Annotated in this window: 18 protein-coding genes; 12 read left to right on the forward strand and 6 right to left on the reverse strand. The window is 71.1% G+C overall.

Annotated elements, in window-relative coordinates:
* The first annotated feature begins 61 nt into the window (after positions 1–61).
* The gene (locus tag ACFU6I_RS05170) at positions 62–2,290 is read left to right on the forward strand and encodes an MMPL family transporter (RefSeq protein WP_384361755.1); all 2,229 of its coding nucleotides are present in this window, start codon (positions 62–64) and stop codon (positions 2,288–2,290) included.
* A gap of 77 nt (positions 2,291–2,367) precedes the next feature.
* Positions 2,368–3,414: a zinc-dependent alcohol dehydrogenase family protein gene (locus ACFU6I_RS05175; protein WP_345518087.1), complete on the forward strand. Its 1,047-nt coding sequence runs from the start codon at positions 2,368–2,370 to the stop codon at positions 3,412–3,414.
* 119 nt (positions 3,415–3,533) lie between these two features.
* Here the strand turns inward: ACFU6I_RS05175 and ACFU6I_RS05180 are convergent, their stop codons facing one another.
* The 3 genes from ACFU6I_RS05180 to ACFU6I_RS05190 all read right to left on the reverse strand — a co-directional run bounded on the left by ACFU6I_RS05180 (position 3,534) and on the right by ACFU6I_RS05190 (position 5,376).
* On the reverse strand, positions 3,534–3,731 hold the full coding sequence (locus ACFU6I_RS05180; RefSeq protein ID WP_345518089.1) for a MarR family transcriptional regulator: 198 nt from the start codon (positions 3,729–3,731) through the stop codon (positions 3,534–3,536).
* 218 nt (positions 3,732–3,949) lie between these two features.
* Positions 3,950–4,327, reverse strand: coding sequence for a peptidoglycan-binding protein (locus ACFU6I_RS05185; RefSeq protein WP_384361758.1), 378 nt, complete (start codon positions 4,325–4,327; stop codon positions 3,950–3,952).
* A gap of 86 nt (positions 4,328–4,413) precedes the next feature.
* Positions 4,414–5,376 carry a sugar phosphate isomerase/epimerase family protein gene (locus ACFU6I_RS05190; RefSeq protein ID WP_384361761.1) on the reverse strand — a complete coding sequence of 321 codons (963 nt, stop codon included), beginning with the start codon at positions 5,374–5,376 and terminating at the stop codon, positions 4,414–4,416.
* Between the two features lie 133 nt (positions 5,377–5,509).
* Here ACFU6I_RS05190 and iolC point away from each other — a divergent pair, with 133 nt between their 5' ends.
* Genes iolC through mmsA form a run of 5 tightly spaced genes read left to right on the forward strand, consistent with a single transcriptional unit; the run spans position 5,510 to position 11,830 of the window.
* Positions 5,510–6,574, forward strand: coding sequence for a 5-dehydro-2-deoxygluconokinase (iolC, locus tag ACFU6I_RS05195; protein ID WP_384361764.1), 1,065 nt, complete (start codon positions 5,510–5,512; stop codon positions 6,572–6,574).
* Positions 6,571–7,458, forward strand: a complete 888-nt coding sequence (locus ACFU6I_RS05200; protein WP_384361767.1) for a deoxyribose-phosphate aldolase — start codon at positions 6,571–6,573, stop codon at positions 7,456–7,458. Before iolC ends, ACFU6I_RS05200 begins: the two co-directional genes overlap by 4 nt.
* Positions 7,459–7,488: 30 nt before the next feature.
* A complete protein-coding gene (gene iolB / locus ACFU6I_RS05205; protein WP_384361770.1) occupies positions 7,489–8,433 on the forward strand; it encodes a 5-deoxy-glucuronate isomerase in 945 nt (314 codons plus the stop codon).
* Complete coding sequence (gene iolD / locus ACFU6I_RS05210; protein ID WP_384361773.1) at positions 8,430–10,310, forward strand: 3D-(3,5/4)-trihydroxycyclohexane-1,2-dione acylhydrolase (decyclizing); 1,881 nt, start codon at positions 8,430–8,432, stop codon at positions 10,308–10,310. Before iolB ends, iolD begins: the two co-directional genes overlap by 4 nt.
* 20 nt (positions 10,311–10,330) lie before the next feature.
* The gene (mmsA, locus tag ACFU6I_RS05215) at positions 10,331–11,830 is read left to right on the forward strand and encodes a CoA-acylating methylmalonate-semialdehyde dehydrogenase (RefSeq protein ID WP_384361776.1); all 1,500 of its coding nucleotides are present in this window, start codon (positions 10,331–10,333) and stop codon (positions 11,828–11,830) included.
* A 106-nt stretch (positions 11,831–11,936) separates the two neighbouring features.
* Here the strand turns inward: mmsA and ACFU6I_RS05220 are convergent, their stop codons facing one another.
* Both ACFU6I_RS05220 and ACFU6I_RS05225 read right to left on the reverse strand, forming a co-directional pair.
* A complete protein-coding gene (locus ACFU6I_RS05220; protein WP_345518104.1) occupies positions 11,937–12,359 on the reverse strand; it encodes a hypothetical protein in 423 nt (140 codons plus the stop codon).
* A gap of 276 nt (positions 12,360–12,635) precedes the next feature.
* A complete protein-coding gene (locus ACFU6I_RS05225) occupies positions 12,636–13,364 on the reverse strand; it encodes a VC0807 family protein (protein ID WP_384361779.1) in 729 nt (242 codons plus the stop codon).
* A gap of 225 nt (positions 13,365–13,589) precedes the next feature.
* Here ACFU6I_RS05225 and ACFU6I_RS05230 point away from each other — a divergent pair, with 225 nt between their 5' ends.
* Entirely contained in the window at positions 13,590–14,183 is a 594-nt protein-coding gene (locus ACFU6I_RS05230) for a DUF4291 domain-containing protein (RefSeq protein WP_384361782.1), read from the forward strand.
* Positions 14,184–14,272: 89 nt separating this feature from the next.
* On the forward strand, positions 14,273–15,091 hold the full coding sequence (locus ACFU6I_RS05235) for a maleylpyruvate isomerase family mycothiol-dependent enzyme (RefSeq protein WP_384361785.1): 819 nt from the start codon (positions 14,273–14,275) through the stop codon (positions 15,089–15,091).
* 82 nt (positions 15,092–15,173) lie between these two features.
* On the opposite strand, the gene ACFU6I_RS05240 is transcribed toward ACFU6I_RS05235, so the two are convergent.
* Entirely contained in the window at positions 15,174–15,593 is a 420-nt protein-coding gene (locus ACFU6I_RS05240; protein ID WP_384361922.1) for a GNAT family N-acetyltransferase, read from the reverse strand.
* Positions 15,594–15,756: 163 nt separating this feature from the next.
* Here ACFU6I_RS05240 and ACFU6I_RS05245 point away from each other — a divergent pair, with 163 nt between their 5' ends.
* From ACFU6I_RS05245 to ACFU6I_RS05255, 3 genes are all read left to right on the forward strand, one after another.
* Complete coding sequence (locus ACFU6I_RS05245; RefSeq protein WP_384361788.1) at positions 15,757–18,480, forward strand: alpha/beta fold hydrolase; 2,724 nt, start codon at positions 15,757–15,759, stop codon at positions 18,478–18,480.
* On the forward strand, positions 18,477–19,352 hold the full coding sequence (locus tag ACFU6I_RS05250) for an ABC transporter permease (protein WP_327246275.1): 876 nt from the start codon (positions 18,477–18,479) through the stop codon (positions 19,350–19,352). Before ACFU6I_RS05245 ends, ACFU6I_RS05250 begins: the two co-directional genes overlap by 4 nt.
* A 140-nt stretch (positions 19,353–19,492) precedes the next feature.
* Positions 19,493–21,106, forward strand: coding sequence for a von Willebrand factor type A domain-containing protein (locus ACFU6I_RS05255; protein ID WP_384361791.1), 1,614 nt, complete (start codon positions 19,493–19,495; stop codon positions 21,104–21,106).
* The last annotated feature ends 119 nt before the right edge of the window (positions 21,107–21,225 follow it).

Genomic DNA, 21,225 nt, shown 5'->3' on the forward strand with positions numbered 1-21,225 from the left:
GGCAACGAGTGACCCATGCTGCCCTGTGCCGCCCGGGTCTGGGGGAAGGGGACACCGCACCATGCCTCAAGTCAACCGCTCGGAGCGTCTGGGGGGCTGGACCCGGTTCGTCACCGCGCGACCACGGCTCGCGCTGCTGGCCGCCCTGGTGATCACGGCGCTTGCGGTGTTCGCGGGCAGCGGCGTCGCCGACCGGATGGGCAGCGGTGGCTGGGAGGCCCCCGCTGCCGAGTCCACGTACACGACCAAGGCGCTGGAGCGCGAGTTTCCCGCGTCACAGCCCAACCTTCTGCTGCTGGTCGACAGCGGCAGAGCTTCTGTCGACGACCCTGCGGTGGCCGCCGAGGCCGCACGGCTCACCGAGGAGCTGGCTGCGGAGAAGGACATCACGGGCGTCGGTTCGTACTGGCAGAGCAAGTCGCCCGGGCTCCGCGCCAAGGACGGGCGGGAGGCATTGATCGCGGCCAGGATCGAGGGCGACGACAAGGCGGTGGGCGAGGTCCTGGACCGGATAGCCCCCACCTACCGAGGGACGCACGGCCCGGTGAAGGTCTCGGTCGGCGGCCCCGTCGCCGTGCGGCACGAGATGCAGACGATCATCCAGGAGGACCTGCTGCGGGCCGAGATGATCGCCCTTCCGGTCACTCTGGTGCTGCTGGTCATGGTCTTCGGCAGCGCGATCGCGGCCCTGCTGCCACTCGGCGTCGGCATCGTCGCGATCCTGGGGACCAACGCCGTACTGCGGGGCATCACCGAATTCACCGACGTCTCGGTCTTCGCCCAGAACCTCACCACGGCCCTCGGCCTCGGGCTCGCCATCGACTACGCCCTGTTCATCGTGCGCCGGTTCCGCGAGGAGCTCGCAGCGGGAGCGGACACCCGGGCGGCGGTGGGCACGACGCTGCGCACCGCGGGGCGCACGGTGGTGTTCTCCGCGCTGACCGTGGCGGTCTCGCTGGCCGCGATGCTGGTCTTCCCGCAGTACTTCCTGCGCTCGTTCGCCTATGCGGGCATTGCCGTGGTTCTGCTGGCCGCCGCTGCCGCGCTGATCCTGCTGCCGGCCGCGCTGATGCTTCTCGGTCCCCGGGTCAACTCCCTGGACCTGCGCCGACTGCTGCGCCGCCGGGGGAGCGAGGCGCACCACGAGCCGGACGCGTCGGGCAGGGGATGGGGGCGGTTCGCGACCCTGGTGATGCGCCGGGCGCCGGTCTTCGCCGTCCTCACCACGGTGGGCCTGGTCCTGCTCGGACTGCCGTTCCTCGGGGTGAAGTTCGGTACGGCGGACGACCGCCAGCTCCCCGCAGGTGCCGAGTCGCATGTCGTCCAGCAGCACATACGGGACGGTTTTCCCGGCAGCCCCGGCGGCGGCCTCGAAGTCCTCGCGGAAGGCAGCGCGACGCCCACCCAGTACGCCGACTACCGGAACAGGATCTCTGCGCTCCCCGGCGTGCTCCGAGTCGACGGACCGGTGACGGAGGGGCGGTCCGCGTACTTCAGCGTGCTGCCCAAGGGGGAGGCCGTGGGGGAGGAGTCCCAGCAGCTCGTACGCGAGCTCCGGGCCCAGCCCGCCCCGTTCGATACCTCGGTGACAGGTACGGCGGCGGTCCTCGTCGACTCCAAGGACGCCATCGCGGACCGGCTGCCGTGGGCGGTGGGCATCATCGTCCTCGTGACGCTGCTGCTGGTCTTCCTGCTCACCGGCAGCGTGCTCATCCCGCTCCAGGCAGTGGTGCTCAACGCTCTGAGCCTCACAGCGATGTTCGGAGCGGTCGTCTGGGTCTTCCAGGACGGGCATCTGTCCGGACTGCTCTCCTTCACCAGTACAGGGGACATCGAGACGACCTTGCCCGTACTGATGTTCTGCGTCGCCTTCGGACTCTCCATGGACTACGGGGTGTTCCTGCTCTCCCGGATCAAGGAGGAGTACGACCGCACCGGAGACCACGAGCATTCGGTGACCTTCGGGCTGAGGCACACCGGCGGACTGATCACCGCGGCGGCCGTGATCCTCGCGGTGGTGATGGTCGCCATCGGTACGTCGCGGGTGACCAACACGAAGATGCTGGGCCTCGGTATCGCGCTGGCCGTGCTGATGGACGCCATGGTGGTGCGGAGCCTGCTGGTGCCGTCGGTGATGAAGCTGATGGGCCGGGTGACCTGGTGGGCACCCGCACCGCTGCGGGCCTTCCACCAGAGGTTCGGGCTGAGCGAAGGGGGGCCCGCACCGGTCCTCACCGGGGACATGTCCGCAGCCGCTCCCGATCGGGACAAGATCAGCACCGGGGCGTAGATTCGACGGTCCGACGATTGCTTCGACGGACAGCACAGGTGGCGGTCCGGCCGGCGGGCGGAACGAAGGGCGGGCTGATGAGGGCAGTGGTGTTCGAGGAGTTCGGGCAGGACGCCGGGGTGCAGGATGTCCCGGATCCGGTCCCCTCCGAGCAGGGTGTCGTGGTTCGGGTCGAGGCGACCGGGCTGTGCCGCAGCGACTGGCACGGCTGGATGGGCCACGACCCGGACATCACCCTGCCGCATGTGCCGGGCCACGAACTCGCCGGTGTGGTCGAGGAGGTGGGGCGGGGTGTTGTCAACTGGCGGCCCGGCGACCGGGTCACCGTGCCCTTCGTCTGCGCCTGCGGGCGCTGCCCCGCCTGTGCGGCCGGGGCCCAGCAGGTCTGTGAGCGGCAGACCCAGCCGGGCTTCACCCACTGGGGCTCGTTCGCCCAGTACGTGGCCCTGGAACAGGCCGACGTCAATCTGGTCGCCGTGCCGGAGGGGCTGTCGTCCGCCACGGCAGCCGGTCTGGGGTGCAGGTTCGCCACGGCGTTCCGGGCCGTCGTCGGTCAGGGGCGGGTTGCACCGGGTGAGTGGGTCGCGGTGCACGGCTGCGGCGGGGTCGGTCTGTCCGCCGTCATGATCGCGGTGGCGTGCGGGGCACGGGTGGTCGCGGTCGACGTCTCGGCTCGCGCGCTCGAACTCGCCCGGTCGTTCGGGGCGGCGGCGTGCGTGGACGCGTCCGCACACCCGGGCGGGGCGGACGAAGCAGTGCGCGAACTGACCGGAGGCGGAGCGCATCTGTCACTCGACGCGCTGGGCTCGCCGGTCACCTGCGCCGCCTCGGTCCGCAGCCTGCGGTGGCAGGGGCGCCATGTCCAGGTGGGACTGCTGCCCACGGTGGCCGGTGACCCCGTTGTTCCCATGGCGCGGGTGATCGGTCAAGAACTGGAGATCCTCGGCAGCCACGGAATGGCCGCGCACGACTACCCGCCGATGATGGACATGGTGCGGGCCGGAACTCTCCGCCCCGACCTGCTGGTGACGTCCACCATCCCGCTGGACGCGGCACCGGCGGCACTCGCCGCGATGGGGAAGACGCCAGGGGCAGGAGTGACGATCATCGACCCCATGAAGTAGCCCGCCCGGCCGAGGGCCGGGCGCCACGGGAACCGGACACGGACGGAGGCCCCGTGCGGCGCCGGGTGGGAGCCGGTCGCCGAACGGGGCCTGGAACGGACGGAGGAGGGGAGAGGGCGTCAGTCCTTGCGGCCCCGGTTGCTCGGGCGGGCAGCGACCCAGGCGCGGACGGTGTCCGCGTACCAGTAGGGCTTACCGCTCTCCACATGGTCGGGTGCGGGAAGGAGGCCGTGCTTGCGGTACGAGCGAACGGTTTCCGGCTGCACCCGGATGTGCGCGGCAATGTCCTTGTAGGACCAGAGCCTTCTGTCCGTCATAAGTGACACCTCTCTGCGCCGCAGCGGCAGCTGGGGGGCTGTCGGGGGCACTGCGGCACGGACGCTGACGATCACTCAGCCTGTGTCCGGTCAACGACACGGAGTGACGGGCGGGGAGGGGCTGTCGAGTGTCTGTGACGGAAGACCCACGTGACGCAGACATGTGTGACGAGGGGGTGATATCTGTGACAGAAGGCGTGCATCTGGGCCGGAGGCGGCTATGCGTGCCAGAGTGCGAACCAGGTCTGCGGACCGACCAGGCCGTCCGGGACGAGTGGCGGGTGGTCCGCCTGGAAACGCAGAACAGCGGCGAGGGTCGTCGTCCCGAAGGTGCCGTCGACGGCGCTCCATGGCAGATAGCGGCGGTTGGCCAGAAGGCACTGCACCTCGGAGACCCGTTCGCCCTGTTCGCCGAAGAAGGTCAGCTGGTTGCCGTCGTAGAACACGCAGGCCGCGCCGGGCGAGGGGAGCGACTGCTCCGGGGCGCGCCCGGCGGCCGAGGCGCCGGGCGCGGCGGTGAGGGTGGCGGCCAAAGCGAGTGCGGCCAGGGCCGAGGCCCCAGCCGTCCTGGCGGAGAGAGACATCGTGCGGATCACGGTGAGTTGCTCCTCGTGCGGTCACGGGGTGCGGAAGGGACCGCACCCGCTTCTCTCCGAGCACAACACCGCACACCGCCCGGACGTCACATCCGAGCCCGGTTCGGTGTGTCCTGCTCGGGCGCGGGTGTCTGCGCAGGGGTGCCGCAGGAGCGAAGGAAGGCGCGGGTACGGCGGGCGATCGGCAGTGGCTTGTCGGGCGGGCACGGATACATGTCCTGCTCGACGATCGCGAACAGGTCGACGTCCAGTCGGCGGGCCGCGTCCAGCACGGGACCCAGGGCGGGCACACCGTTCGGTGGTTCGCACATGACGCCCCGTGCCACGGCCGGTCCGAACGGCACCTCGTCCGCCACGACTTCGGCCAGGACGTCCGGATCGACCTGCTTGAGGTGCAGGTAGCCGATCCGCTCGCCGTAGGTCTCGATCATCTTGACGCTGTCCCCGCCGCAGTAGGCGTAGTGGCCGGTGTCGAGACAGAGCGAGACCAGGTCGGGATCGGTGGCGTCGAGGAACCGGTTGACGTTCTCCTCGCTGTCGATGTGGGTGTCGGCATGGGGGTGGACGACGATCCGCAGTCCGTAACGGTCCCGCACCTCGCGGCCCAGCCGCTCCGTCTGCGTGGTGAGGTGGCGCCACTGTTCCGCGGTGAGGGTGCGGTCCTCGAGGATCTCGCCCGTCCTGTCGTCGCGCCAGAACGACGGAATGACCACCAGATGCCCGGCGCCCATCGCCCGGGTGAGTGCCGCGATGTCGGCGACATGCGCCCAGGTCCGTTCCCAGACGTCCGGGCCGTGGTGCAATCCGGTGAATACGGTGCCCGCGGAAACGGTGAGTCCGCGGCGACCGGTCTCCTCGGCGAGGCGGGCCGGGTCGGTCGGGAGATAGCCGTACGGACCCAGCTCGATCCACTCGTAACCCGCCTCGGACACCTCGTCGAGGAAGCGCTGCCACGGCACTTGACGGGGATCGTCGGGGAACCAGACCCCCCAGGAGTCGGGTGCCGAGCCGATACGGATGCGGGCCGGAGCGGAAGCGGAGGAGGTCATGCGGCCAAGAATTCGGCGCCGGAAGACGAGTGTCAAGAGTACGTCCGTATGTCCGGACAAAATGTTGACAGGGTTCCGGAGAGAGGGCTAGACCTGGGGGCAGCCGCTCCGGTCGCCGGTCGAAGGGACGCGTATGCCTGAGATGTACGACGTGATCACCATGGGGCGGATCGGGGTGGACCTCTACCCCCTGGAGACCGGACGCCCGCTGGCTCAGGTCGACACGTTCGGGAAGTTCCTCGGCGGCTCACCGACCAATGTGGCTGTTGCGGCCGCCCGGCTCGGCCGACGGACGGCGGTGGTGACACGCACCGGCCGGGACGCGTTCGGGGACTATCTCCACCAGCAGTTGCGGGAGTTCGGGGTGGACGACCGATGGGTGACGCCTGTCGACGCGTATCCGACGCCGGTGACCTTCTGCGAGATCTTTCCGCCGGACGACTTCCCCCTCTACTTCTACCGCCTACCCAAGGCGCCCGACCTGGAGATCCACGAAGCGGAACTCGACCTGGACGCGATCCGGGCGGCCCGGGTCTTCTGGATGACCGGCACCGGACTGTGCGCGGAACCCAGTCGCACGGCGACGCTGGCGGCGTTGCGCGCCAGGGGCGAGGCGCGGGCGGAGTCCGGCAGCGAGCGAGGCCTCGCTCGAGGTCGCTGCACGGTCTTCGACCTGGACTGGCGCCCGATGTTCTGGGCCGGCGAGCCCGATCACCCCGGCGCGGACCATCCCGTCCACCCCACGGCCACCGCGCGCTACCGCGAGGCCCTCGCTCACGCCACCGTCGCCGTCGGCAATCTCGACGAGTGCCGGATCGCCACCGGGGAACGCGAGCCGTATGCGGCCGCCCGCGCCCTGCTCGCCGCCGGGGTCGAACTCGCCGTCGTCAAGCAGGGCCCCAAGGGTGTTCTCGCCGTCCACCGGGACGGCACCGTCGCCGACGTCCCGCCCCTGCCCGTGGACGTCGTCAACGGTCTCGGCGCCGGAGACGCCTTCGGCGGGGCGCTCTGCCACGGGCTGCTCGCGGGCTGGGAGACCGAGCGCATCATGCGGTACGCCAACGCAGCCGGTGCCATCGTCGCCTCCCGGCTCGCCTGTTCGCCCGCCATGCCCTTCCCCCACGAGGTGGAGGAGGCACTCGTCCGTGGCGCCGTCACCACCGGCGAACCCGGAACCGGGCCCGGGGCGGTCTCATGACACCCGCGGCCTCCTCCGTCGCCGACCTCGTACGGCTGCGCGTGCGCCACCCCGAAGCCGTCGCCGATGCCGCCGCCCGCCGCCGCAGACGGCCCCTCGTCGGTGACAGCGGGCGCCTGATGATCATCGCGGCGGACCATCCGGCCCGCGGCTCCTTCGCCGTCGGCGGGCACGAACTGGCCATGGCCAACCGGTTCGAGCTCCTGGAGCGGCTCTGCCTCGCCCTCTCCCGCCCCGGCGTCGACGGCGTCCTCGGTACCGCCGACATCCTCGACGACCTGCTGCTCCTCGGCGCGTTGGAGGACAAGGTCGTCATCGGCTCGATGAACCGCGGTGGACTCGCGGGCGCCTCCTTCGAACTCGACGACCGCTTCACCGGCCACCGGCCCGACGACCTCGCCCGGCTCGGCTTCGACGCGGGCAAGTTGCTGCTCCGCATCGACTACGACGACCCCGGCTCCCTCGACACCATGCACGCCACCGCCCGCGCCATCGACGCCATGGCCGCGCACCGGCTGCCGGTCTTCGTCGAGCCGTTTCTCTGCCGCCGGATCGACGGCAAGGTCCGCAACGACCTCGGAGCGGCCGCGGTGACCACGTCGATCGCCATCGCCTCGGGGCTCGCGGGGACCTCCGCGTACACCTGGCTCAAGGTCCCCGTCACCGAGAACCCCGACGACATGGCGCGCGTGATGGAGACATCGACGCTGCCTGCCGTGCTGCTGGGCGGCGAGGTGGGCGGTGACCAGGAGGGGGCGTTCGAGAAATGGCGTGGCGCGCTGCGACTTCCCACCGTTCAGGGGCTGGTGGTGGGGAGGTCGCTGCTCTACCCGGTCGACGGGGATGTGGCCGGTGCCGTCGACACGGCCGTGGCACTGCTGTAGCGAGTGGACAGGGACGGGTAGGGAGAGGGCATGACGACGGACCATGAGGAACGCGTACGGGAACGGCCGCGGAACCGGTGGCATCTGCCCGCGGGCAGCACGGCGGAGGGACCGTACGCCCTGGACATCGATCCGAAGCGGGCCGGCTGGGACCGGTCGAGCCTGCGTGTGGTGGAGCTGCAGCCCGGTGGTGTTCACACACTTGTCACCGGGGAGAGTGAGTGGATCGTCCTGCCGTTGACCGGTGGCTGTACGGTGCACACCTCAGGTGAGATCTTTGAACTGCTGGGCCGGGAAAGCGTGTTCAGCGGGGTGTCCGACTTCGCCTACGTACCACGTGAGGCCCACGCGCAGATCGCCTCCGGCGCAGGAGGCCGCTTCGCCCTGGCAGGAGCGAAGTGCGAGCGACGACTCCCCGCTCGCTACGGCCCCGCGCCGGAGGTACCCGTCGAGCTGCGCGGCTCCGGGACCTGCTCGCGCCAGGTCAACAACTTCGCCGCCGCCGACACGTTCGAGTGCGACCGGCTGATTGCCGTCGAGGTCCTCACCCCCGGCGGCAACTGGTCCTCGTATCCGCCGCACAAACATGACGAGCACCGCCCCGGAGCCGAGTCGGTCCTCGAAGAGATCTACTACTTCGAGATCGAGGAGCGGGGCGGCACGGCCGGGTTCGGCTATCACCGTGTCTCCCCGTCCCGGCCCGGCGGCACGGATGTCCTCGCCGAGGTCCGCAGCGGCGACGCGGTCCTGATCCCCGACGGCTGGCACGGCCCGTCCATCGCCGCCCCCGGCCACACCATGTACTACCTCAATGTGATGGCCGGCCCGGGGGAGCAGCGGGAGTGGCTGATCAGCGACCACCCCGATCACGGCTGGATCCGTGACACCTGGCCGGCGCAGCCGGTCGACCCCCGGCTCCCGCTCCACGGACCCTCCGGTCCCTCCGGACTCTCCGGCCAGGAGGCATCCCGATGAGCACCCGCAGGCTCACCACCGCCCAGGCCCTGGTCTCCTTCCTCGCCCGCCAGTACACCGAGCGTGACGGCCGGCGGCAGCGTCTGATCAGCGCCACCTGGGGCATCTTCGGCCACGGCAACGTCGCCGGAATCGGCCAGGCGCTGCTGGAGACCGGGCCCTCCATGCCCTATCTCCAGGGCCGCAACGAGCAGTCCATGGTGCACGCCGCCGTCGGGTACGCCCGTCAGTCCGGCCGGCTCTCCGCACACGCCGTCACCACATCCATCGGCCCCGGCGCCACCAACCTCGTCACCGGTGCCGCCCTTGCCACGATCAATCACCTCCCCGTCCTGCTGCTCCCCGGCGACACCTTCGCGACCCGCCCCGCCGACCCCGTCCTGCAACAGCTCGAAGTCCCGTCCGCCGGCGATGTCTCCGTCAACGACTGTCTGCGCCCCGTCTCCCGCTACTTCGACCGGATCACCCGCCCCGAGGCGCTCGTCCCGGCCGCCCTCCAGGCGATGCGGATCCTCGCCGATCCGGCGGAGACCGGTGCCGTCACACTCGCGCTGCCGCAGGACGTACAGGCGGAGGTGTACGACTGGCCGGAGGAGTTCTTCGCCGAGCGGATCTGGTACGTACGCCGGCCCGCGCCCGACGCCCATGAGCTGGAGCAGGCGGTACGGGCCGTGCGCACCGCCCGCCGGCCACTGATCGTCGCAGGCGGCGGCGTCCATCACAGCGCCGCCGAGGAGACCCTCGCCGCGTTCGCCGCGGCCACCCGGATCCCGGTCGCCTCCACCCAGGCGGGCAAGGGCTCGCTGCGCCACGACCACCCCGCCGACGTCGGCGGCATCGGCCCGACCGGCACCGCGGTCGCCGACGAGCTGGCCCGCAGCGCCGACCTGGTCATCGGCATCGGCACCCGCTACTCCGACTTCACCACCGCCTCCGCCACCCTCTTCTCCAACCCGGCGGTGCGCTTCCTCAACCTCAACATCACCGGCTTCGACGCCCACAAGCTCGCCGCACTCCCGCTCGTCGCCGACGCCCGCACCGCCCTCGAAGCGCTGAGCGGGGCCCTGAACGGGCGCAACTACCGCGTCGACCCGGCGTACGAGACCGAGTGCACCGAGGCGAAGGAGCGCTGGGAGCAGCGCGTCGACGCCGCGTTCGCCGCCGACGACCCCCACGCCCGGCCCACCCAGGCCCAGGTCCTCGGCCTGCTCGACACCCTGGTTTCCGACGACGACATCCTGATCAACGCCGCGGGTTCGCTCCCCGGCGACCTGCACAAGCTGTGGCGGACCCGCTCCCCACGCCAGTACCACGTGGAGTACGGCTACTCCTGCATGGGATACGAGATCCCGGCCGCGATCGGCGTGCAGCTGGCCGCCCCCGGCCGTCCCGTCTGGGCGCTCGTCGGCGACGGTACGTACCTGATGAACCCCACCGAGATCGTCACCGCCGTGCAGGAGAACCTCCCGATCAAGGTCGTCGTCCTGCAGAACCACGGCTACGCCTCCATCGGCGGGCTCTCCGAGACGGTCGGCGGCGAACGCTTCGGCACGGCCTACCGGCACCGGAGCGCCGACGGGAGTTTCACCGGTCCCCCGCTGCCCGTCGATCTCGCCGCCAACGCGGCCTCCCTCGGAATGCAGGTGCTGCGCGCGAAGACCGTCCATGACCTGCGCGAAGCCCTCACCGAGGCGCGGGGCGCGGACCGCCCCACTTGTGTCTACGTCGAGACCGAAACGGCAGACACAGTGTCGGGCCCCCCTCCGGCGCAGGCGTGGTGGGATGTTCCTGTAGCCGAAACGGCCACCCGCCCATCGGCGGTAAAAGCCCGGGAAGACTACGACCGGCAAGTCGCAGCCCGACGCCGCCACCTCTGAAGGCCTGAAGGAGTTTCGTAATGAAGACCGTCAACCACTGGATCGGTGGCAAGACCGTCGAGGGCACGTCGGGCAACTACGGCCCGGTCACCGACCCGGCCACCGGCGCCGTCACCACCCAGGTCGCGCTCGCCTCCCTCGAAGAGGTCGACGCCGCGGTCGCCGCGGCGAAGGACGCGTACGCCACGTGGGGCACGTCCTCGCTGGCCGCCCGCACCGCCGTCCTCTTCCGCTACCGCGCGCTGCTCGACGCCCACCGCGACGACATCGCCGCGCTGATCACCGCCGAGCACGGCAAGGTGCACTCCGACGCGCTCGGCGAGGTCGCCCGCGGTCTGGAGATCGTCGAGCTCGCCTGCGGCATCACGACCCAGCTCAAGGGTGAGCTGTCCACCCAGGTCTCCAGCCGGGTCGACGTCTCCTCGATCCGTCAGTCGCTCGGTGTCGTCGCGGGCATCACGCCGTTCAACTTCCCGGCCATGGTGCCGATGTGGATGTTCCCGCTGGCCATCGCGTGCGGCAACACGTTCGTCCTGAAGCCCAGCGAGAAGGACCCGTCGGCCGCCAACCTGCTGGCCGAGCTGGCCGCCGAGGCCGGTCTGCCGGACGGCGTGCTGAACGTCCTGCACGGAGACAAGGTCGCGGTCGACGGGCTGCTGAACCACCCGGACGTCGCCGCGGTCTCCTTCGTCGGCTCGACCCCGATCGCCCGCTACATCCACACCACCGCCTCCGCCAACGGCAAGCGTGTCCAGGCGCTCGGCGGTGCGAAGAACCACATGCTGGTCCTGCCGGACGCGGACCTCGACGCCGCCGCCGACGCCGCGGTCTCCGCCGCGTACGGTTCCGCCGGTGAGCGCTGCATGGCGATCTCCGCGGTCGTCGCGGTGGGCGCCATCGGTGACGAGCTCGTCGCCAAGATCAAGGAGCGGGCCGAGAAGATCGAGGTCGGTCCCGGCAACGACCCGACGTCCGAGATGGGTCCGCTGATCACCGCGGCCCACCGCGACAAGGTCGCCTCGTACGTCACCGGCGCGGCGGCCCAGGGCGCCGAGGTCGTCCTCGACGGCACCGGCCACACCGTCGACGGCTTCGAGGGCGGCCACTGGATCGGTCTCTCCCTCCTCGACCACGTGTCCACCGACTCGGACGCGTACAAGGACGAGATCTTCGGCCCGGTGCTCTGCGTTCTGCGCACCGAGACGTACGAGGAGGGCGTCGCCCTCATGAACGCCTCGCCGTTCGGCAACGGCACCGCGATCTTCACGCGCGACGGCGGCGCCGCCCGCCGCTTCCAGCTGGAGATCGAGGCCGGCATGGTCGGCGTCAACGTGCCGATCCCGGTGCCGGTGGGCTACCACTCCTTCGGTGGCTGGAAGGACTCGCTCTTCGGCGACCACCACATCTACGGCAACGACGGCGTGCACTTCTACACCCGTGGCAAGGTCGTCACCACCCGCTGGCCGGACCCGGCGGACGCCCCGGCCGGCGTGGACCTGGGCTTCCCGCGCAACCACTGATCGCCACCGGTTCCGCTGCTCTTCCGCGCCGACGGCCCGTACGGAAGCTGTATCCGTACGGGCCGTCGGCATGCACGGAAGCCGTATCCGGCTGCCCGGCCCGCTCTCACATGCGCCGCAGGCCCACGTACTGGACCGCACCCATGGCCGCCACCGTCAGGCCCTGGAACACGATCCACCCGTTGCCGGCGCCGGTCGCCGTCAGCGCGTCCTCGAGCACGGTCACGACACTTGCCACGGCCCATGCCACGTTCAGGCCGATGACGACGGCGACCGCGCCGCGGCTGATGCGCTCCTGACGGGAGACGACCAGCACCCACAGGGCGTACACGGTGAGGAACACGCCCACGGCGTACTGCACGGACTGAGGCACGCCGAGGAACGAGTCCAGGACCGTGGCCAGCGCGAGGTAGCCGATGCCGTTCGCACCGGTGAGGACCACGTCCGCCACGAGGGCCAGGCGGAGAAGGCCATCGGAACGGGCGGCGCCCGTGGACGGGACCGTACCCACGTTCTGGGACGACATCATGAGGTCTTCCTTTCGTTGTCATGCGGTCACGCGGGCAACGAGCCGCCGCCGGTCCGCGCTGCGGAGGCAGGAGCTGCCCCCGGACGGCGGCGTTCTCGGTGGGACGCAGGCCCGTACCCGGACGGTATGGACGGAGGGCGGAGTCGCTCAATTACCTCCCGGGTAATGGCCGGTCGTCCCATCGGCCGCTCAGCGACGCACCACCTGGGCCGGATCGGTGCCGAGTCCGGAAAGCCGAAGGGGGAGCCGCGACGGCTCCCCCTTCGGCTCACGGCGTCACCGTGCGGCGTCCGCGGCCCTCTCGGCAGGGGCCGCCTCGGCGATCATCCCCGCCATCGGAACGGCGCCCACCCGGCCCGAGACCAGGAACCCGAACACCATCGTCGCCACCATGATCACCGTGCCGAGCCACACCATCGTCTCGACCGGCACGGTGTACGCCCCCACCGTCCGCACCACACACTCACCCAGCAGCGCCGCACCCCACACCGCCGAGAACCGCGCCTCCGCCCGCCGGAACGCCGCCGACTCCGCGGACAGCCGCTGCCATGCGGTGTCCTTGGCCGCATCCCCCTTGACCAGCCACGGCCGTACCGCCGCGCTCATCATCGGCTGCCCCTTCCATGCGGACACCAGGACGACGAGCCCGATGATGCTGCTCACCCCGCTGTCCTTGGCGAGCATCAGCCGCGGGTCACCGACCATCAGGCTCGTCAGCAGTCCGACCACGTTGACCGTCACCATCAGCGCCGCCAGACCATTGAGCCGGCGCCTGCGCGCCACCCCCCACACGGTCCGGACGACCGGCACCACGCTGCTCCAGGCCAGCGCCGCGAACGTCCCCGTGCCCGCCGCCTTCAGCGCGTAGTACGAGACGAGCGGCACGCCCACATCCACGAGCAGCGGAAGCACACTGTCGAGCAGCGCGCTGCGGGGAGCGGACGGGGCGCCGGCGACCGGAGCATCTGCGACAGGGGCGGTGGCTGTGGCGGCCGGGCTGCTCATGACGGGTTCCTCTCCCGTATCGGCGGACGCCTTCGCGGCCCCGCTCTCGGTACGTACAGACTGGCCGCCGGGGCCCGGTGCCCGGCAGAGCCGCGTGTACCGAGGTCCGTATGACGAATGTCAGGCCCGGCCGATGACACCCCGGACAGCGGGCTGGGAATCCGGGGCTCGCACGTGCCCGTAACCCGCTCGCCGAGCCCGTCCGGCGGGTGGTGTGATGAGGCCATGACCGCCCCGACCAGGCCGCAGCACGAGATCCGCGCCCAGTACACGGACACGACCGTCACCGTCTACCAGGCGTACACCCCGTCCATCGGCCTTCCCGCCGCACGTGACGGCCGCTTTCCCGCGGCCTGGAAGCGCGACCGCATGACGTGGATCAAGCCCAGCTTCCTGTGGATGATGTACCGCTGCGGCTGGGGCACGAAGGAGGGCCAGGAGACCGTCCTGGCGGTGGAGATCACCCGCGAGGGTTTCGCCTGGGCTCTGAACCATGCCGAACTCTCCCACTACGTCAGGGGAGTTCACCCGGACGTCGAGAGCTGGCGACGCAGTCTGCGCCGTTCCCCGGCCCGCGTCCAGTGGGACCCCGAACGCGACCTCCGGCTGAACCCGCTCCCGTACCGCTCCCTGCAGCTGGGGCTCGGCGCAGAAGCGGCGCGGCGGTACGCGGACGAGTGGACGGTCTCGATCCGAGACGTCACCCCGCTCGCCCGGGAGATCCACGGCCATGTGCGGGAGGGCCGGCTCGACGAGGCGAGGGCGCTGCTGCCGGCCGAGTTGCCGTACGGGACGGACACGACGCCGCCCAGGGGCTGACCCGACCTGCGCGACCTGGCATTCTGCACGTGTCCACCGGGCCCCGAACGCGGAGACCGGCCAGGGGAGACGGACGAGGGGAGACAGCCGTGGAACCCACGCCTGCCCGGGAGCGGCACGACGCGCTTCCCGAAGGGCTCGCCGGGGCGATACGCGACACCGCCGGGGAGATAGCGGCGCTGCTGCGCGGCTGCACGGACACGAGCGTGCCCGTCCCCGGATCCGAGTGGACGCTCGGTGAGGCGGCAGCCCATCTGGCGCAGGCCAACGAGCTGATGGCGGAGGTCGCCGCCGGCCACGAGCGCAGCTACGGCGACGGCACGCCGCAGAGCCTGGCGGCGGCCAACGAGCGCGCCCTCGCCGGGTTCGAGGAGCGTGGGGCGGATCCGCTGGCCGCAATGATCGTGGCACAGGCGGCCGCCTTCCTCGGAGCCACGGAACACCGAGCGCCGGACGAGCCGGTGGAAACGCCGCTGGGCTCGATGGATCTCGCGGCGCTCGGCTCGTACCTGCTCACCCACATGCTCGGCCACGGCTACGATCTCGCCCGCGCGCTCGGCCGTCCGCACATGCTCGACCGCAGCCGGGTCGAGCTGTCGATGCCCTTCATGCTCACGGTCATGCCGCGGGTCGTCTCCGCCGCATCCGCCGGGCTGACCGCCCGCTTCGGCATCCGTCTGCGCGGCGGCTCGCGGTTCGGGGTGATCGTCACCGACGGTGCGGTGACCGTCGAGCGCGGGCCGGTGAGCCGCCCGGACTGCACGATCCTTATCGAGCCGGTGACGTTCCTGCTGATCGCCCTCGGCCGCTGCGATCCCTGGGGCGCCATCGCCCGCGGCCGCGTGCTCACCTGGGGCCGCAAGCCCTGGCTCGCACCCCGCTTCCCGACCTTGTTCACTGCTCCCTGAGGCAGCCGGGCTCACGGCCCGTCAGTCGGGCGAGGGCCCTGGCGCCGGCGGCGGCCGGCACGCGCGGACTCTCGCGGTCCGATTACGCGGATGCGTCGAACTTCCAGGTCAGCATGGCGAATCGGCCGTCGTCACCCGCCCCCGCCGACCGATACGTCGCGAGGGCGGCCTCGTTGTCGAGGTCCACACCCACCCACATGTCGTAGCAGCCACGCTCCCGGGCGACGGCGGCCAGCGCCTCGGTCAGGGCGCGCCCGATGCCGCGCCGACGGCAGGGCCCGTCGACCGAGAGCTCGTAGAGGCACATCTCCGTTCCCTTGTCCGGGTGGGTCATCTCGATGCCGGAGACGAAACCGGCGGGCAGCCCGTCCACATAGGCGATCAGCATCAGATGGCCGTCGGAGGCGAGGAACCGTTCCGCCCGTTCCTGGCGCACCGGACCGTCGTACAGGTGCTGGGCTGCGCCGAGTTCGGCGACGGTCGTCGCGCGGCGGATCTCCACGTGGTTGTCCATCGGGAACCTTTCGGGAGCCTTTGGTAGGCGGGCCGGGCGCGGGCATACCGCGAACGGAGTACGACAGGGGAGCACCGTACGCCGGAAGGAGGCCGAACAGTTCCCCCTCGCGGCAGCCCGGGCGCGCGGGCCGTGCCTTTAGGGTCGACACATGCAGACCCCTGACTCCCGATGGCGCCGGTGGACCCGCGGGCGCAACCGGTGGGCGGCGGCCGTGGCCGCGCTCGTCGTGCTCGCGGGTGCCGGTACCTGGACCGCGGTGGCCGACGACCGTGCGCCCGCCGTGCACCGCGAGGACCGGAAAATGCGGATCGACGGGGTGTCCCTCGACACCTCGTACTTCACGTCCGGCGGTTCGGAGCGACGGCCCGCCGTGCTGATCGGGCACGGCTTCGGCGGTTCCAAGGACGATGTGCGGGCACAGGCGGAGGAGCTGGCCGGTGCCGGGTACGCCGTCATGACCTGGTCGGCCCGCGGATTCGGGAAGTCCGGCGGGGAGATCTCGCTCAACGCGCCCGACCGCGAGGTCAAGGACGTGTCCGGGCTGATCGACTGGCTGGCCCGGCGGCCCGAGGTGCAGCTGGACGCGAAGGGCGACCCGAGGGTCGGCGTCACGGGCGCCTCGTACGGTGGCGCGGTCTCGCTCCTCGCCGCCGGATACGACCGGCGCGTCGATGCCATCGCGCCGGTGATCACGTACTGGAACCTCGCCGACGCACTCTTCCCCGACGGGGTCTTCAAGAAGCTCTGGGCCGGGATCTTCGTCACCTCGGGCGGCGGTTGCGAGAAGTTCGAGAAGCAGCTCTGTGCCATGTACGAACGGGTCGCCGTCTCCGGGAAGCCGGACGCCGCCGCGCGTGCGCTGCTCAGCGAACGGTCGCCGAGCGCCGTCGGCGACCGCATCAAGGTGCCCGCGCTCATCGTGCAGGGGCAGACCGACTCCCTCTTCCCGCTCGGCCAGGCCGATGCCATGGCGCGGACCATCAGCGGGAACGGCGCACCCGTCGCCGTCGACTGGATCGCGGGCGGGCACGACGGCGGGGACATGGAGAGCGGGCGGGTGGAGAACCGGATCGGGGCCTGGTTCGACCGCTATCTGAAGGAGGACGAGGGCGCCGGCACCGGACCCGCCTTCCGCGTCACTCGTACCGGAGGCATCGATTCCACAGACGGGGCGGCGCTCCGGCGCGGGGCAAGCAGCGACACGTATCCCGGGCTGTCCAGCGGCGACCGGGAGATCGCGCTGACCGCGACGAGCGACGGGCCGGGCATCGCGGGCGCGGGTGCACCGGCGAGCGGCGGGCGGAGCGGTGGATCCGCGGACCGTCGGACGCAGACCTTCCGCAACCCTGCCGGTGCCAACCCGCCCGCCGTCTCCGCGGTCCCGGGCGTCGGCGGCGGCATCGCCCAGCTCTCGTCCCTCGGCGTCGGTCTGTCGGTCGACTTCCCCGGCCAGTACGCCCGCTTCGACTCCGCACCGCTCGATACGTCGATGCGCATCACCGGATCGCCCACCGTCCGCGTGAAGGTGACGGCCGGGCAGGGCGACGCGGTCCTGTTCGGCAAGGTGTACGACGTCTCGCCGGACGGGAAGCAGCAGGTGCTGCCCGCTCAGCTCGTCGCCCCCTACCGGATCACGCCGGAGCGGCAGAACAGGACCGTCGAGCTGACCCTGCCCGCCGTCGACCACGCACTCGACGCCGGACACCGGCTCCGGCTCGTCCTCTCCGCCACGGACCTCGGCTACGCCTCACCGACCGAGCCGACCACGTACAGCGTCTCCCTCGCCGGCCCGCTGACCGTCCCGACCGCCCCCGCGGTGAAGACGGCATCGGCCGCCCTGCCGTGGTGGACCTGGGGACTCCCGGCGGCGGCCGCCGTCATCGCTCTCGCCCTGCTGCTCACCGCACGGCGGCGTACCACGACCCCCGCCCCCGACCCGGTGCTCGCCGAGGTCCCCCTCCAGATCAGCGGACTGTCGAAGAAGTACGCCAAGTCCGCCGACCGGTACGCCGTGAAGGACCTCTCCTTCCGTGTGGAGAAGGGCCAGGTCCTCGGACTCCTCGGGCCCAACGGCGCGGGCAAGACCACCACGCTCCGCATGCTGATGGGACTCATCACGCCCGACGACGGCGAGATCCGCGTCTTCGGGAATGCCATCCGGCCGGGCGCGCCCGTCCTGTCCCGGGTCGGCTCGTTCGTCGAGGGCGCCGGATTCCTGCCGCACCTGTCCGGGCGCGCCAACCTGGAGCTGTACTGGCAGGCCACCGGACGCCCCGCCGGGGACTCGCACATCGAGGAGGCCCTGGAGATCGCAGGGCTCGGTGACGCGCTGGCCCGCGCCGTGCGTACGTACTCCCAGGGCATGCGGCAGCGGCTCGCGATCGCCCAGGCCATGCTCGGCATGCCGGACCTCCTCATCCTCGACGAGCCGACCAACGGGCTCGACCCGCCCCAGATCCGCGAGATGCGGGACGTGATGATCCGCTATGCGGCCGGGGGCCGGACCGTCATCGTCTCCAGCCATCTCCTCTCCGAGGTCGAGCAGTCCTGCACCCACCTGGTGGTCATGGACCGGGGCCGACTCGTGCAGGCCGGACCGGTCGCCGAGATCACCGGCTCGGGCGACATGCTGCTCGTCACCGTCGCCGAGGAGGTCGCCGAACCGCTGGTGGAGAAGATCGCCGCACTCCCCGGGGTCGGCTCGGCCGTCCGTACGGACGACGGGCTGGGCCTGCTCGTCCGGCTCGACGGCGCGGACTCCTCCCGGCTGATCGCCGAACTGGTCCGGCTGGACGTGCCGTTGACGGGGGTCGGGCCGCACCGTCGCCTGGAGGACGCGTTCCTCACTCTGATCTCCGGAGGCTCCGCATGAGTGCCGCAGTCGATGTCACCCACGCCGCCGAGGCGCCCGGCTACCTGGCCCGGCGCACCCTGCCGCTGCGTGTCGAGGCGGTTCGGCAGCTGCGCAGGCGGCGCACCCTGCTGATGGGAGGGGTGCTGGCGGCGCTGCCGTTCATCCTGATCACCGCCTTCGCGATCGGCGGCACCCCGGGATCCCGGGGCGGCGGCGACCGGCTCACGCTGATGGACACCGCGACCGCGTCCGCCGCGAACTTCGCCGCGACCTGCCTGTTCGTCTCGGCCGGGTTCCTGCTCGTGGTGCCGGTGGCACTGTTCTGCGGGGACACCGTCGCCTCGGAGGCCGGCTGGTCCTCGCTGCGCTACCTGCTCGCCGCACCCGTGCCACGGGCCAGGCTGCTGTGGAGCAAACTCGTCGTGGCGCTCGGCTTCAGCCTGGCCGCAATGGTGCTGCTGCCGCTCGTCGCACTGGCCGCGGGAGCGGCGGCGTACGGCTGGGGGCCGCTCGAACTCCCCACCGGCGGTGCGCTCGCGACCGGCGACACCGTGCCGCGGCTCGCCCTCGTCGTCGCCTTCATCTTCGTCTCCCAACTGGTCACCGCCGGGATGGCGTTCTGGCTGTCGACGAAGACCGACGCCCCGCTGGGCGCGGTCGGCGGTGCGGTCGGGCTGACCATCGTCGGCAATGTGCTGGACGCTGTCACCGCGCTCGGCTCCTGGCGCGACTTCCTGCCCGCGCACTGGCAGTTCGCCTGGGCGGACGCGCTCCAGCCGGACCTGGAGTGGGGCGGCATGGCGAAGGGGGCGTCGATCTCGGTGACGTACGCCCTGATCCTGTTCGCTTTCGCGTTCCGCGGGTTCAGTCGTAAGGACATCGTGTCCTGACGTTGATGTTCCGCGGCGGTTCGCGCCGTTTCTGCCCGCCGTTGCCGCATCGAGACTGTTCCGCAACGTCTTCGTCTGCTCCCCGGAGCCGCCCCGAACGTCACATTCACAAGTGCTGACGCGATGGTTGGGGGTATGGGATGGGAAACCGGACGCAGGGCCGGACGTATCGAAGGACGCTCGGCCTGGTGCTGGCGGCCGGAATGCTTGCGGGTGGGGCGCTGCTCACCGGCTGCGGGGTGGGGGGAGGCGGGTACAACTCGACCGCCGATCGTGCCGACGGTCCGCAGGGGAAGAGCCGGGGCGGCCAGGTCGCCCCCGCGCCCGCGCCCGGCGTCGAGGACGGCGCCTCGCAGAAGACGGAGGACAGGCCGGAGAAGCCCGTGGCGCCGGACTATCTCTCCACGTTCGCACTGGACGTGGACACCGCCAGTTACGGGTACGCGCGCCGCAAGCTCGGAGACGGCGAACTGCCGAGGGCGGAGACCGTACGGCCCGAGGAGTTCGTCAACAGCTTCCGCCAGGGCTACCGGCGGCCGGCCGGCAACGGATTCTCGGTGACGGTCGACGGGGCACGTGCGGGCGAAGGCTCCGGTGACTGGTCGCTCGTACGGGTCGGTCTGGCCACCCGTGTCGCCGGCGAGGACGGCGAACGCCCGCCCGCCGCGCTGACCTTCGTCGTCGACATCTCCGGCTCCATGGCCGGGACCGGCCGCCTCGACCTGGTGAAGAAGTCCCTCTCGATCCTCACCGACGAACTCCGCGACGACGACTCCGTTTCCCTGGTCACCTTCAGCGACAAGGCGAAGACCCTGGTGCCGATGACCCGGCTGCGGGACCACCGCGGAAGGATCCGTGACGCCGTCGATTCCATGAAACCCACCGACTCGACCAATGTGGAAGCCGGTGTCCGGCGCGGTTACGAAGAGGCGGTCGCCGGTCACCGTGCGGGCGCGAACAACCGGGTCGTCCTGCTCTCCGACGCCCTCGCCAACACCGGCGAGACCGATGCCGACGCCATCCTCGAACGGATCGACGACGCCCGCCGTGAGTACGGCATCACCCTCTTCGGCGTCGGCGTCGGCAGTGACTACGGGGACGCGCTGATGGAACGCCTCACCGACAAGGGCGACGGCCACACCACCTACATCGGCGACGAGACCCAGGCCCGCAAGGTCTTCGTCGACCAGCTTCCCGCCCACATCGAACTGCGGGCCCGCGACGCCAAGGCGCAGGTCGCCTTCGACCCGAAGAACGTCAAGCAGTTCAAGCTCATCGGGTACGAGAACCGCAAGGTGGCCGACGACGACTTCCGCGACGACAGCGTGGACGGCGGCGAGGTCGGCCCCGGGCACACGGTGACCGCGCTCTATGCCGTACGGCTCCGGGACGGCGCCGCCGGACATGTGGCGACCGCGACGGTGCGCTGGCTGGACCCGAAGACACGGGCGCCGCACGAGCAGTCGGGAACGGTCGGGACCGGCGCGATCGACGGCAGCCTGTGGAGCGACGACGGCAACAAGCGGTTCCAGGTGGCCGCGGTGGCGGCGTACTTCGCGGAGGAACTGCGCGGCGGCACTCTGCCGGGTCAGCCGGGTCTCGGTGAACTCTCCACCCGGGCGTCGGCGTTGGCTGCCGGAACGGAGGACAGTTCCGTACGGAAGCTGGCGACGGCGATCGCGCAGGCGGACCGGCTCCGGGGCGACGACAGGGGGCCCGGCGGCGGGGGTGAGCAGGAGGGCGAGATGGGCTGACCCGGCCGGGGGCACCGGATTCGGTCAAGGGCGTCTCAGAGTTGGCTCACGTTTGGGCAAGGGAACCACTCATACGGTCGAAATCGGATTTCCGTATGAGAAGGTTTGCTGCTTCCGAG

Source organism: Streptomyces sp. NPDC057486, assembly GCF_042802415.1.
Taxonomy (GTDB): Bacteria; Actinomycetota; Actinomycetes; order Streptomycetales; family Streptomycetaceae; genus Streptomyces; species Streptomyces yanii.